The 12163-nt window shown below is 69.0% G+C and carries 13 protein-coding genes; 7 read left to right on the top strand and 6 right to left on the bottom strand.

Annotation, left to right across the window (positions count from 1 at the left end; translation table 11 throughout):
• Nucleotides 1–134: 134 nt before the first annotated feature.
• Nucleotides 135–1229, bottom strand: coding sequence for a hypothetical protein (locus ACWFRJ_RS14450; RefSeq protein ID WP_453529042.1), 1095 nt, complete (start codon nucleotides 1227–1229; stop codon nucleotides 135–137).
• Between the two features lie 145 nt (nucleotides 1230–1374).
• Between ACWFRJ_RS14450 and ACWFRJ_RS14445 the strand changes: the two genes are divergently transcribed.
• From ACWFRJ_RS14445 to ACWFRJ_RS14415, 7 genes are all read left to right on the top strand, one after another.
• Nucleotides 1375–1782 carry a MarR family winged helix-turn-helix transcriptional regulator gene (locus ACWFRJ_RS14445; RefSeq protein WP_453529680.1) on the top strand — a complete coding sequence of 136 codons (408 nt, stop codon included), beginning with the start codon at nucleotides 1375–1377 and terminating at the stop codon, nucleotides 1780–1782.
• Nucleotides 1783–1820: 38 nt separating this feature from the next.
• A complete protein-coding gene (mgt, locus tag ACWFRJ_RS14440; RefSeq protein ID WP_453529039.1) occupies nucleotides 1821–3041 on the top strand; it encodes a macrolide-inactivating glycosyltransferase in 1221 nt (406 codons plus the stop codon).
• A 268-nt stretch (nucleotides 3042–3309) separates the two neighbouring features.
• Nucleotides 3310–4383: a CDP-alcohol phosphatidyltransferase family protein gene (locus ACWFRJ_RS14435; RefSeq protein WP_453529036.1), complete on the top strand. Its 1074-nt coding sequence runs from the start codon at nucleotides 3310–3312 to the stop codon at nucleotides 4381–4383.
• Between the two features lie 433 nt (nucleotides 4384–4816).
• A complete protein-coding gene (locus ACWFRJ_RS14430) occupies nucleotides 4817–6025 on the top strand; it encodes a S8 family serine peptidase (RefSeq protein WP_453529033.1) in 1209 nt (402 codons plus the stop codon).
• A 120-nt stretch (nucleotides 6026–6145) separates the two neighbouring features.
• Entirely contained in the window at nucleotides 6146–6709 is a 564-nt protein-coding gene (locus tag ACWFRJ_RS14425) for a DUF1697 domain-containing protein (protein WP_453529030.1), read from the top strand.
• Nucleotides 6702–7085 (top strand): nuclear transport factor 2 family protein, encoded by a 384-nt coding sequence (locus ACWFRJ_RS14420; RefSeq protein ID WP_453529027.1) that lies wholly within the window; start codon nucleotides 6702–6704, stop codon nucleotides 7083–7085. Before ACWFRJ_RS14425 ends, ACWFRJ_RS14420 begins: the two co-directional genes overlap by 8 nt.
• 33 nt (nucleotides 7086–7118) lie before the next feature.
• Complete coding sequence (locus ACWFRJ_RS14415) at nucleotides 7119–8159, top strand: ketopantoate reductase family protein (protein WP_453529024.1); 1041 nt, start codon at nucleotides 7119–7121, stop codon at nucleotides 8157–8159.
• 27 nt (nucleotides 8160–8186) lie between these two features.
• On the opposite strand, the gene ACWFRJ_RS14410 is transcribed toward ACWFRJ_RS14415, so the two are convergent.
• The 5 genes from ACWFRJ_RS14410 to ACWFRJ_RS14390 all read right to left on the bottom strand — a co-directional run bounded on the left by ACWFRJ_RS14410 (nucleotide 8187) and on the right by ACWFRJ_RS14390 (nucleotide 12154).
• Nucleotides 8187–8699, bottom strand: coding sequence for a GNAT family N-acetyltransferase (locus ACWFRJ_RS14410; RefSeq protein ID WP_453529021.1), 513 nt, complete (start codon nucleotides 8697–8699; stop codon nucleotides 8187–8189).
• Between the two features lie 92 nt (nucleotides 8700–8791).
• On the bottom strand, nucleotides 8792–9649 hold the full coding sequence (locus ACWFRJ_RS14405) for an SCO6745 family protein (protein ID WP_453529018.1): 858 nt from the start codon (nucleotides 9647–9649) through the stop codon (nucleotides 8792–8794).
• Nucleotides 9650–9660: 11 nt separating this feature from the next.
• Entirely contained in the window at nucleotides 9661–10440 is a 780-nt protein-coding gene (locus ACWFRJ_RS14400) for a sirohydrochlorin chelatase (protein WP_453529015.1), read from the bottom strand.
• A gap of 6 nt (nucleotides 10441–10446) precedes the next feature.
• Nucleotides 10447–11379 (bottom strand): ABC transporter permease, encoded by a 933-nt coding sequence (locus ACWFRJ_RS14395; protein WP_453529012.1) that lies wholly within the window; start codon nucleotides 11377–11379, stop codon nucleotides 10447–10449.
• Entirely contained in the window at nucleotides 11366–12154 is a 789-nt protein-coding gene (locus ACWFRJ_RS14390) for an ABC transporter ATP-binding protein (RefSeq protein WP_453529009.1), read from the bottom strand. Before ACWFRJ_RS14390 ends, ACWFRJ_RS14395 begins: the two co-directional genes overlap by 14 nt.
• Between the last annotated feature and the right edge of the window lie 9 nt (nucleotides 12155–12163).

Genomic DNA, 12163 nt, shown 5'->3' with positions numbered 1-12163 from the left:
CCACCGGCCCTCGTCCCACCGCCCGTGGATCTACAACCACCCGCATGGCCTGGCGGGGGGGTCACCGCGGGGCCCCCGGTTTCGGCACCCTACCCGGGGGCCCACGACTGTCACGCAGGCGGAGGCCGCCACTGTCACACGGCCACCGACTCCTCCATCTCCTCTTCCTGCTCCACCTGTTCCTCCCGCGCCCGCCCGGTATCGGACGACGGAGCCACCGCTGCCCGCTGCCGTCGCTCCCACAGCGCCGCGACCCCCGTGACCGCGAGGCCCACGAGCAGCCAGGCCGCCAGCGTCCAGACGTGCCCGCCGACACCGTGCCCGCCGAAGTAGAGGTGGCCGCGGATGCCCTCGACGAATCCGGCGCCGTTCCAGAAGGCGTGCAGCGAGCCGAAGAAGCCGTTCTGGAGCTCCGGCCTGAAAAGACCGCCGGACGACGTGAAGTTGAGCATCACGAAGAGAACCATCATCGTCAGCGTCGTCCAGCGCTTCAGGAACGTATGCAGTCCGATGCCGATGAAGAGGATGCCGGCCGAGTACAGCCACGCCATGGCCCAGACGCCCCACAGGCCCTGGTGCGCCAGATGGAAGACGGGCCCGGCGAGCGCGGCGCCGATCAGGCTCACGGCGAACGAGACACCGGCGGCGAGCCCCGCGCGGCCCCGCATCCGCATCCCGGCCCCGGCGGCGCCGAGCGCCGCCACCGACGCGTACGAGCCGATGCTCACCGCGACGAGCAGGAAGAACAGGCCCTGCCCCGTGGGGTCGTCGTCGACGGTCGGCGCGACATCGCTGACCTTCAGCGGGACGCCCTGCTCGGCCGCGACCGGCGTGAAGATCTTCTCGACCGCCATGGCGCTCATGTCGGAGCCCGCGGTGGCCACGACGACCTCGGGGGTCTTGGCGTCGGGGATGTAGGCCCCCGATATGTCCATCGACTTGAGCTCGTCGACCGCCTGTGCACGGGAGCCGACGGTCCGTACGTCCAGCGCGTCGCCCGCCTTGTCCTTGACGGTCTGAGCGAGGGCCTGGGTCTGCTCGCCCGATCCGACGACGGCGATCGGCAGGTCGTGCGGCTCGGGCGTGACGAACGCGCCCATGTAGGCGAGACCCATGCCGAGGCACATCAGCAGGGGTGTCAGCAGGTGGAGCAGGACGTGACGGAGCGGTCCGGAGGCGGGTGCCGGGCCGGCGTGTGCCTTGTGGGCGGGCGCCGAGGTGGCGGTCATCGGGAGACCTCTCGCGATAGCTGGCAGATGATCGACGAATAGTTGGTATATACACTCAATCTCAGTGTTGTACTGTACAACCATTCGTGGAGAGGGAGAAATCGTGGCCGACCGAGACGGGTCCATCGAGATCATTCAGCGGGAGATGACGGCGTTCGCCCGGCGGGCCCGCGCCACCGCCGCGCGGATGCACCCCGAGCTTTCGCTCGTGTCGTACACGCTCCTGAGTCACCTCGAGTTCGAGGGTGGATGCCGGGCCACCGACCTGGCGGCGCACTACACGCTGGACAAGTCGACGATCAGCAGGCAGGTGGGCGCGCTCGAGAAGAGCGGACTCGTGGAGCGGCGCCTCGATCCGACCGATCACCGCGTGCACGTGCTGCACCTCACCGACCGGGGCGACGAAGTCCTCGCGCAGGTCACCGACGCGCGCCGGGTCGCTTTCCATGAGCGGCTCACAGAGTGGAGCGGGCCGGATCTGGAGAAGTTCGCCGAGTGCCTGCTGCGCTACAACGACTCCGCTTCCCAAGGTGACGCCGGGAATCTCGAATAAGGTTGCACGAGACGTCTCGTCTCGTTTAGGGTCCGGTCATGACCTCACGCCAGCGTGCCCACATCGCCATGTTCTCGATCGCCGCGCACGGGCACGTCAACCCGAGCCTCGAAGTGATCCGTGAACTCGTCGCCCGCGGTCACCGCGTCACGTACGCGATCCCGCGGCTCTTCGCCGAGAAGGTCGCCGAGACCGGCGCCGAACCCGTCCTCTACGAGACGACACTGCCGGGCCCGGACGACGACCCCGAGGCCTGGGGGACCGAACTGATCGACAACATCGAGCCCTTCCTCACCGAGGGCATCGAGACGCTGCCCCAGCTGGCGGCGGCGTACGAAGGTGATGAGCCGGACCTGGTCCTGCACGACATCACCTCTTATGCCGCGCGCGTCCTCGCCCGCCGCTGGGGCGTGCCCGAGATCTCGCTCTCCCCGAACCTCGTGGCCTGGGACGGGTACGAGGAGGAGGTCGCGGAGCCGATGTACGCCGAGCTGAAGGAGACCGAGCGCGGGCGGGCCTACTACGCGCGCTTCCACGCCTGGCTGGCGGAGAACGGAGTGCCCCAGCACCCCGATCCCTTCCTCGGCCGCCCGCCGCGCTCGCTCGTCCTGATCCCCAAGGCGCTCCAGCCGAACGCCGACCGGGTCGACGAGACGGTGCACACGTTCGTCGGCACCTGCCAGGGCGACCGCGCGGCACAGGGCGACTGGCAGCGTCCGGCCGGGGCGGAGAAGGTGCTGCTCGTCTCGCTCGGCTCGTCCTTCACCAAGCGGCCCGACTTCTACCGCGAGTGCGTCAAGGCGTTCGGGGATCTGCCCGGATGGCACGTGGTGCTCCAGATCGGCAAGCACGTCGAGGCGAGTGAGCTGGGGGATGTCCCCGGGAACGTAGAAGTGCATCCGTGGGTGCCGCAGCTCGCGGTCCTCAAGCAGGCCGATGTCTTCCTCACGCACGCCGGTGCGGGCGGCAGCCAGGAGGGGCTCGCCACCGGGACGCCGATGGTCGCGGTGCCGCAGGCCGTCGATCAGTTCGGCAACGCGGACATGCTCCAGGGACTAGGAGTGGCCCGGCACGTACCGATGGAGGAAGCCACGGCGCAGACGCTGCGGGCGGCGGTGCTCGACCTGGCCGGCGACCCGGAGGTGGCGCGCCGCCTCGCCGAGGTGCGGGCCGGGATGGCGGGGGAGGGCGGCACGGGAATGGCGGCGGACCTGATCGAGGAGGAGCTCGCGAAGGCGCCGGGGCGGGCCGGGGTGTGATGCCGGTGGCGGCCTGACGATGGGTTGGATTGGCCGGGGTTGTGACGCTCTGTGAAGTGTTTCTGTTACGCCCCGGTCATTTTTGTTACGACCCTGTCATTCGATAACGCTGAGGTAACGCAGGGTGGTTCTGGCATAGGTATTGACTCGTCCTGCCCGTTTGACCATTACCCCCGCCAAAAGGTTGCACGCCCGGGTCCTTGTTAGTTGAACCAATATCTTCTTAGCGTGAGATGAACGTTCCGCGAACGCCAGGAAGTTGACCCCCATGCGACGAGACATACCGCCCCTCGACGAGGTGCGCCGCATCACCCAGAAGAAGCGCGACGCTTGGTGGACGGTGATGCTCGTCGACCCGGTCGCCACGCCGCTCGTGCGGTGGACGGCGATGCGGACCCGGATCACGCCCAACCAGATCACCTGGGGCGCGTTCCTGCTGGGGCTCGTCTCCGCGGCGTTCTTCGCACTGGGGGACTGGCAGTGGCTGGTCGCCGGTGCCGTCGTTTACCACTTCAGCTTCATCCTGGACTGCATGGACGGAAAGGTCGCCCGTCTCACCGGCACCGGCTCGGTGTTCGGCGCGTGGCTCGACTTCGTCTTCGACCGCATCCGTGTGATGGCGTGTGCGGTTGCCCTTATGGGCGGGCAGTTCCACCGCACCGGGGATGCCTTCTACATCTGGGCCGCGGTCGCTGTGGTCGCTCTCGACACGCTGCGTTACATCAACGGGCTCGAGATCTTCAAGATCAGGCACACCATGCGCAAGCAGATCAAGGTGCGCATGAGGGCGGCCCGCCGGGCCGAGAACGAAGCCGAGCTGGCCTTCATGGAGGACCTCCTCCGGGAGAACCCCGAGGCCGACATCGAGCAGGACATGCAGAAGACGCGCTCGGAGATGGGCGTTCCGGAGACCCCGGAGGCTCCGGAGACCCGGACCCAGGAAACCCAGGAGACCCAGGAGGCCGCGCCCGCGTCCAAGCGGCAGATCATCGACCTGCACCAGGAGTTCCGGGGCAAGTTCCCCGCGTATCTGCGCGCCCGCTCCTTCCTGCTGCGGCACCGGATCCGTACGCACCTGGTGAGCGGCATCGAGTTCCAGATGGGCGTCTTCATGATCGGCCCGCTGTTCGACGTGGTGCTTCCGGCGACCATCGTCTCTGGCGCGCTGCTCCTGGTCTTCGAGCTGGCCATCATCTACAAGCTGCTGCTCTCGACGCGTGACTTCACGCGGACGATCGACTCCTTCGAGGAGCGCACGGCCCTGGCCGCGACCACGACCGAGTCCACGTCGCCGACGACGACCACGACCGCGAATTCGACCACGGCTTCGGCGAGCGTGTAGGGATCACCGGCTTCGCCGTTTCTGTCCTCGAACGACGGACGGGCTGAATCTTTCAGCCCGTCCGTCGTTCGAGGACACACTGCTTTCAGCGCCGTGCTCGTGCGCGTCCGCCACCTTGTCGATGGTCTTCAGCACCGACCCGACCCGGTCGCCCTCCTCGTGAAGAAGGAGCCCGACCGTCACAAGCCCCTTACATCTATGAGGACTTACGGGATTCGGCCCCGCGATGTCCGATCTGCCGACGGGGGCCCGATTTGTTATTACAGAAGCTTGTTGAACAAGTCACAGGTGTATGTAGGTATTGATCTGCGCGCGTCAATCAGACAGGGTTTCGTCCCAACGCCCGGAGATCTTCCGGATCTCGAAGGGCGTTGCAGTGAAGTTTTGAAACCCCCCACATCCCCCCACAAGCACCACGAGGAGACCCCTCTTCATGGCAAATCACAAGCGTGCACGCTCGGTGAAGCTCGTCGCGGCGATAGCCACCACGGCCACCGCGGTCGGCGTCACCGTCTTCGCCACCTCGTTCGCCGGTGCGGCAACCCCCGCCGAGGGCAAGGTCTACGGAGCCGACGCCAAGGGCGCCGTCTCCGGCAGCTACATCGTCATGCTCGACGAGAAGGCCAACAAGGGCGCCAAGTCCGACCTGGCCAAGGAGTACGGCGGCGAGCTGAAGCGGAACTACTCCTCCGCGATCAACGGCTTCTCGGCCAAGGGCCTCAGCGAGACCGACGCCAGGCGTCTGGCCGCCGACCCGGCCGTCGGCAAGGTCGTCCAGTCCAAGAAGTTCAGCATCAAGGCCACCCAGGAAGACCCGCCGTCGTGGGGCCTCGACCGCATCGACCAGGACGACACCAAGGGCGACGGCAAGTACACGTACCCGGACGCGGCCGGTGAGGGCGCCACGGCGTACGTCATCGACACCGGTGTCCGCGTCAGCCACAAGGACTTCGGCGGTCGCGCCACCTCCGGCTTCGACGCCGTGGACAACGACGACGACGCGGACGACGGCAACGGCCACGGCACGCACGTCGCGGGCACCATCGCCGGTGAGGCGCACGGTGTCGCCAAGAAGGCGAAGATCGTCGCGGTCCGCGTCCTGGACGACCAGGGCTCCGGCACCACCGAGCAGGTCGTCGCTGGCATCGACTGGGTCACCAAGAACCACAAGGGCCCCTCGGTCGCCAACATGAGCCTGGGCGGCGGCGCCGACGAAGCGCTCGACGCGGCGGTCCAGAAGGCGATCGCCTCCGGCGTCACCTTCGCGGTCGCGGCCGGCAACGAGTCCTCGGACGCCGGTCAGGGCTCCCCGTCCCGCGTGAAGGAGGCCATCACGGTCGCCTCCTCCACCAAGGACGACGAGCAGTCGGACTTCTCCAACTTCGGCAAGGTCGTGGACATCTACGCCCCGGGCTCGGACATCACGTCCGACTGGAACACGGGTGACGACGCCACCAACACCATCTCCGGTACGTCGATGGCGACCCCGCACGTCGTGGGCGCAGCCGCCGTCTACCTCGGCGCCCACCCGGACGCCAAGCCGGACGCCGTCTCCAAGGCGCTGACTGACGGAGCGACCGCGGACAAGATCTCCAACCCGAGCACGGGCACGCCCAACAAGCTGCTCAAGGTCGTCGAGTAGGACTCGTAAGACCGGTAAGACCCGTAACACCCGGCTGAGCAACACCCACCGGACCGGCGGCCGCCGCGCCCACCCCCCCGGGGCGCGGCGGCCGTCTCGCGGTCGTCCTATGGTGTGCGGATGACGGTCAAGGCATACGCGGTGCTGCTGCGCGGCATCAATGTGGGTGGCAAGAGAAAGCTGCCGATGGGGGAGTTGCGCACCCTCCTCTCCGGTCTCGGATTCGACGACGTACGCACTCATCTGCAGAGCGGCAACGCGGTCTTCACCAGTGCGGCCGCCGACGAGGATGCCTTGGCCGCGCGGGTGAGCGAGGCCATCGAGCGGCACTTCGGCTTCGATGTGGACGTCCTGGTGCGCGACGGCGCGTATCTGAAGGCGGTCGCCGACGCCTGCCCCTTCCCTGCGGCATCGCTCGAAGGCAAGCAACTGCACGTCACGTACTTCTCCGAGCCCGTCGACGCGTCCAGGCTCGACAAAATCGACCCGGCGGCGTTCCTGCCCGAGGAGTTCCGGCTCGGCGACCGCGCGCTCTACCTCTACGCGCCGGACGGGCTAGGCCGCTCGAAACTGGGCGAGGTCCTGTCGCGCCCCGCCCTGTTCAAGGGCGTCATCGCCACATCCCGCAACTGGAACACCGTCACCAAGCTGGTGGAGCTGACGCAGGAGCCGACCCGTGGCTGACCGCACGCCCGCCGTCGACGCGGCCATCGAGGCCGAACTGCGGCTGCTCGCCCCCGAAGTGCGCGCGTCGCCCGAGCTGCTCGGGGAACTGCTGCACCCGGAGTTCACCGAGTTCGGCGTCTCCGGCACCCACTGGGACCGCCCGTCGATCATCACGGCCCTGTCCGATGACCCGGGCGGGACCGACTCCCCGGTCACGACCTCCCGGATGCGGGGCGTCCAGCTCGCCGACGACATGGTGCACCTGACGTTCGACGCCGAGAGCAACGGCCGCAGAGCTCACCGGAGTTCGCTGTGGCGGCTGTGCGACGGCGCCTGGCTGCTCTGGTTCCACCAGGGGACGCCGTTCAGCGAAGTCGGCCCGCCCAAAGTCTGATCTTCCTCGGTGCCGTGTGCGAGGCTCGGCTCCATGCGTTACATCATCGTGGGAGCAGGGGCGATCGGCGGCACCGTGGGCGGACGCCTTGCCGAGAGCGGACATGACGTGGTCCTCGTGGCGCGGGGAGCGCACTACGAGGCGGTACGGGAGAGCGGGCTGCGGGTCAGGACGCCCGAGGGGACGGTGACCCACCGGCTGCCCGTCGTCCGGACCCCCGATGAACTCGGCGAGCTGAGGGCGGACGACGTGCTCTTCCTCGCAGTGAAGACACAGGACTGCGAAGCCGCCCTCGACGCCTGGAGCGGGCGTCCGGTGGCGGGCGGCGGTACAGCGGCCGAGGTCCTTCCGCTGGTCTGCGCGCAGAACGGCGTGGAGAGCGAGCGCAGGGCGCTGCGCCGCTTCCGGCGGGTGTACGGGATGTGCGTCTGGCTGCCCGCGACCCACGTCGAGCCGGGCTCGGTCTCCGCGGCGGGTACCCCCTACACGGGCATCCTGCACCTCGGCCGCTACCCGAAGGGCACGGACGACACCGCCCGTCTCATCTCCGCCGACCTGGAGAAGTCGAAGCTGCTCTCGCCCGTCGTGGCGGACGTGATGCGCTGGAAGTACGGAAAGCTGCTCGCCAATCTGGCCAACTCCATCGAGGCGGTCACGGGCCCGCTCGTCGGCAACGAGGCCGTCGCGCTCTACCGGCAGGCACGCGCGGAGGGCGAGGCGGTGCTTGCCGCCGCGGGCATCGAGGCGGTGAGCGAGCAGGAACAGAAGGAGGCCAGCGGCGATCGCGTCCGTCTGGAGCCCTTCGACGGCGCGGAGCGCGGCGGCGGCTCGTCCTGGCAGAGCCTGAGCCGGGGCACGGGCAGCATCGAGGCGGACTACCTCAACGGCGAGATCGCGCTGCTCGGCCGCCTGCACGGAGTACCGACGCCGGTGAACGACACCTTGCAGGGCGTGGCGAACGCGTTCGCGCGGGAGCGGCGTGAAGCGGGATCGATGCCGGTGCCGGAACTCCTCGGCCTGGTGGCGGAGGCAGCGGAGAGGGCTTCGCGGGCTACCCGGACTTCTTCGAGCTGAAGCACACCCGCACAGGAGGCCTCGACTTCAGCTGAGCAGCACCGAGGTCATCTGAAGCGTGGTGCGGCCGTTGTCCTCAGCGACCGTGCGGCCCTGGGTGAAGCCGAGGCGCTTGAGGACGGTGATGGGCGCGATGTTCTCCGAGTCCACGGTCGCGTGCACCTCGGACAGGGCCAAGGTCTCATGGCCGTACGACGTGAGCAGTTGACCGAGCTCTGTGCCGAGCCCCATCCCCCAGCTGCCCCGGAAGAGCCCGCAGACGATCTCGTGGCCGTCGAGCCATCTCTCGGGGGACGGCTTTATCTCCGCGTGGCCTATATAGCGCCCCTCGTGCCGCACCGCCCAGATCGGGAACTGGTTCTCGGCGTACACGAGGCCGAAGATCCGGCGGAACAGCGCGTGGGTCTGCTCCACGCTCTGCGTCCCGTCCCCGAACCAGCGGCCCACGGCCTCGTCCTGGAGCAGCGAGACGAACTGATCCTCGTCGGTGGCGGCATAGGGGGACAGATTCAGGCGCTCGGAGCGGAGTACGGGGGTCATCGGCGTGACGGTAGGGCCACGGGCGGTAATTAGGCAACCGGATTGGCGAAGGCCGCTCAATCCGCTCGAAACACTCAACCCTCTCAACCCACTCAGCCCGTGGGGCGCGGCAGTCCGATCGGATTGGGGAAGGGGACGAGGTCCGCCGCGAGGATCTCCCGCACCGGGCGTTCCAGGGCGGCAAGGAGCGTGTCCGCGTCCCGCGCGGCGAGCGGACGCAGCAGACGGGCCGACAGACGGTCCGTCGAGTCCTCGATCGACTCGCGCTCCGTGCGGCCGTGTTCGGTGATGTGCCCGTCCCCGTCGAGCAGGCCGCGCCCGCGCATCCGGTCCATCGCGTGCGCCCACTCCTCTTCGCTCCACCCCCGGTCGTGCCGGATGGTGTCCGGGTCCACGCGGCCCGTGGCGGCGGCGAGCACCACCGCCTCGCAGGCGTCGAGGCCGTGGTCGGCGAGTACGGAGACATGGGCGTCGCCCCTGAACTCGCGTACGCAGGTGATCAGTTGCCACAGCCGCTGCACCGGATCGGTCCGCTCGCTCACGTCACGGTTGGCCGCGAACAGCGGGCGGGACAGTGACGGCGCGTCCTCGACCATGGCCGCGAGAGGCGGACAGAGGGCGACGGCCTGGTCTTCGATGCCCGGCACGAGGGCGCGCAGGGCCCGCGCGGTGCAGGCCGCGCGCTCCTCCACTATCCGGCCGGGTGACACGTACTGCCAGGCGGAGGGGAGGGCCCGCTCCACCATGCCGGGGGCGAAGACACCGAGCGAGGCCGTCGCCGGGCCCGCCTCGACCGGGCCCATGGGAGCCGTCCGGGCCGCGAAGTAGCCCATCCAGAAGCCTTTGAGGCCAAGGGACCTGCCCAGATCGCGGCAGCGCTCCTCGAAGTAGATCACTGCGTGCAGGGGCTCGGTCCGCAGCCAGAGCGTGCGGGATCTGGTGAGGGTCATGACCCCACAAACTAAGCCAGCACGGGAACCCGCGCCATATGCCCGACCACACCGGACTCGGAACATGCCTCGTCGTAGCGCCGCACGAGCAGCCGCGCCAACCCGTCGGAGGAGCCGAGGACTTCGGCCGTGACGTCCGCGTCGGCGGCGCCCCGCGCGATGCGGTCCGGCAGAAAACCGGGCGCGATGACATAGGGCGCCACCGCCACCCTGCCCACACCCAGCTCGCGCAGCTCCCGCACGGCGTCCTCCGTCCGGGGCAGAGATGCGGAGGCGAACGCAGGCCGCACGGCGCACCAACCGGTGTGCCGCCACTCCCGCGCGATTTCAGCGATCACTGCGATCGCCTCCGGGTCCGATGACCCCGCCGAGGCAAGCACGACCCCGGTCGAGGACTTGTCGGCGGGGGAGAGCCCCGCCTCGTAAAGGCGTTGGTCGAGCGCGGTCAGGAGCAGCGGCGAGGGGCCGAGCACCCCGGCCTGCCGGATGCGGAGCCGGGACGGTGCCTGGCTCAGGGCCGCCGGGATGTCCGACTTCGCGTGGAACGCCCGGGTGAGGAGCAGGGGCAGCGCGATCACGTCGCGGATGCCCTCGGCGTCCAGGGACTCGAGGACCTCGGGGACCGAGGGCGAGTTGAAGTCCAGAAAGCCCGTCTCCACCCGCAGCCCCGGCCGCTGCTCCCGCACCCGTCGCACCAGGGCGCGCACCGTCTCGGCATGCCGCGGATCGCGGCTGCCGTGAGCGATGACGAACAGGACGGGACGGACGGTGCGGACGGGACTGCCGAACATGGTGTGTCAGCTCCTCACGAGGAGTCCGCGGCTGCGCAGGACGCGCCGCTCAAGGGGGCTGAATATCAGCAGGTCGATGGCGATGCCGACGATGAGGATGAGGAGGATCGCGAAGAACACCTGCGACATGCTGCTGTTCGTGCGGCCCGCCTCGAGGAGCTGCCCGAGCCCCATGCCCAGGTCGGGTGATTGCGCGATGATCTCCGCGGCCATGAGCGAGCGCCACGAGAACGCCCAGCCCTGCTTCAGGCCCGCCAGATAGCCGGGCAGCGCCGCCGGCATCACGATGTGCCAGGTGTGGCGCAGGCCCGTCGCCCCCAGGGTGCGGCCCGCCCGCAGGAAGAGCGGCGGCACCTGGTCGACGCCCGCGACCAGGCCGTTGGCGATCGAGGGGACCGCGCCGAGCAGGATCACCGCGTACATCATCTGGTCGTTGAGCCCGAGCCAGATCACGGCCGGCGGCACCCACGCCACCGACGGCAGCGACTGCAGACCGGACAGGATGGGACCGATCGCGGCCCTGATGAACCGCACCCGGGCCACGATCAGACCGAGCGGCGTACCGATCGCGAGCGCCATCAGGAAGCCGAGGAGACCGCGCGAGACGGACGTCCAGATGTACTCCAGGAGCGTGCCCTGGAGCCAGGCGTCCTGCACCTCGTGCCAGACGTCGGCGGGCGGCGGCAGCTTGTAGGCGTCGGTGACCTTCGCCCACACCAGGATCTGCCAGACCACGAGGACCAGCAGGACGGCCGTCATCGGCGGCAGGATCTTCTGGACGAAGGTGTGACGGAAGGGCGTACGCCGGGTCTGGACCGCGTCCAGGGCGTCGAGGCCCGCCTCCAGACCGGCCAGGTCCTGGCTGCTGTCGCTCTTGGCTTTGTCGACCTCGGCCTCGGAGACCTCGGTCTTGTCGACCGGAGTGTCAGTGCTGGCCATGTCGGCGGATCTCCCCACGCAGTTGTTCGGTGATCTCGACGGACAGTTCCGCCACGGCGGAGTCCTCGATGCGGCGCGGGTGGGGGATGTCCACCCGCCACTCGTGCGCTACCCGGCCCGGACGCGACGAGAGGAGCACGACGCGCTCGGCGAGGCGCACTGCCTCGCGCACGTTGTGCGTGACGAAGAGGACGGAGACGTTCGTCTCGCGCCAGATGCGGGTCAGCTCGTCGTGCAGGACGTCACGCGTGATCGCGTCGAGCGCCGCGAACGGCTCGTCCATCAGCAGGATCTTGCTGTCCTGCGCGAGCGCGCGGGCGAGCGCCACACGCTGGCGCATACCGCCGGACAGCTCGTGCACCCGCTTGCCGTACGCCCCTTGGAGCCGTACGAGGCCGAGGAGCTCCTCGGCCCGCTCGCGCCGCTCGGCCTTCGTGACGCCGCGCAGCTTCAGGGCGAGCTCGATGTTCTTGCCCGCGGTCAGCCACGGGAACAGCGCGTGCTCCTGGAACATCAGGGCCGGGCGGCCGTCGGTGGCGATGTCGCCCGCCGACGGCTTGTCGAGCCCGGCCACCAGGTTGAGCAGCGTCGACTTGCCGCAGCCCGAGGCCCCCAGGAGCGTGACGAACTCTCCCTGAGCGACATCGAGCGTGATGTCGTCCAGGACGAGCTGCTGCCCGGCGGGCGTGGCGAAGGACTTCGAGACATGCTCGATCCGGGCTGCGTGCTCGGCCACCGCGGTGTCGTCGGCCGCCTTGGCGAGGGTCGTCGCCATGATCGTCAC

Source organism: Streptomyces sp. NPDC055239, assembly GCF_053606205.1.
This window is presented reverse-complemented; position numbering and strand designations above follow the sequence as displayed.

What these genes read in the sequence shown, in the direction of transcription:
- ACWFRJ_RS14450 (WP_453529042.1), bottom strand. Translation starts at nt 1,229, where the DNA reads ATGACCGCCACCTCGGCGCCCGCCCACAAGGCACACGCCGGCCCGGCA.
- ACWFRJ_RS14445 (WP_453529680.1), top strand. Translation starts at nt 1,375, where the DNA reads ATGACGGCGTTCGCCCGGCGGGCCCGCGCCACCGCCGCGCGGATGCAC.
- mgt (WP_453529039.1), top strand. Translation starts at nt 1,821, where the DNA reads ATGACCTCACGCCAGCGTGCCCACATCGCCATGTTCTCGATCGCCGCG.
- ACWFRJ_RS14435 (WP_453529036.1), top strand. Translation starts at nt 3,310, where the DNA reads ATGCGACGAGACATACCGCCCCTCGACGAGGTGCGCCGCATCACCCAG.
- ACWFRJ_RS14430 (WP_453529033.1), top strand. Translation starts at nt 4,817, where the DNA reads ATGGCAAATCACAAGCGTGCACGCTCGGTGAAGCTCGTCGCGGCGATA.
- ACWFRJ_RS14425 (WP_453529030.1), top strand. Translation starts at nt 6,146, where the DNA reads ATGACGGTCAAGGCATACGCGGTGCTGCTGCGCGGCATCAATGTGGGT.
- ACWFRJ_RS14415 (WP_453529024.1), top strand. Translation starts at nt 7,119, where the DNA reads ATGCGTTACATCATCGTGGGAGCAGGGGCGATCGGCGGCACCGTGGGC.
- ACWFRJ_RS14410 (WP_453529021.1), bottom strand. Translation starts at nt 8,699, where the DNA reads ATGACCCCCGTACTCCGCTCCGAGCGCCTGAATCTGTCCCCCTATGCC.
- ACWFRJ_RS14405 (WP_453529018.1), bottom strand. Translation starts at nt 9,649, where the DNA reads ATGACCCTCACCAGATCCCGCACGCTCTGGCTGCGGACCGAGCCCCTG.
- ACWFRJ_RS14400 (WP_453529015.1), bottom strand. Translation starts at nt 10,440, where the DNA reads ATGTTCGGCAGTCCCGTCCGCACCGTCCGTCCCGTCCTGTTCGTCATC.
- ACWFRJ_RS14395 (WP_453529012.1), bottom strand. Translation starts at nt 11,379, where the DNA reads ATGGCCAGCACTGACACTCCGGTCGACAAGACCGAGGTCTCCGAGGCC.
- ACWFRJ_RS14390 (WP_453529009.1), bottom strand. Translation starts at nt 12,154, where the DNA reads ATGGCGACGACCCTCGCCAAGGCGGCCGACGACACCGCGGTGGCCGAG.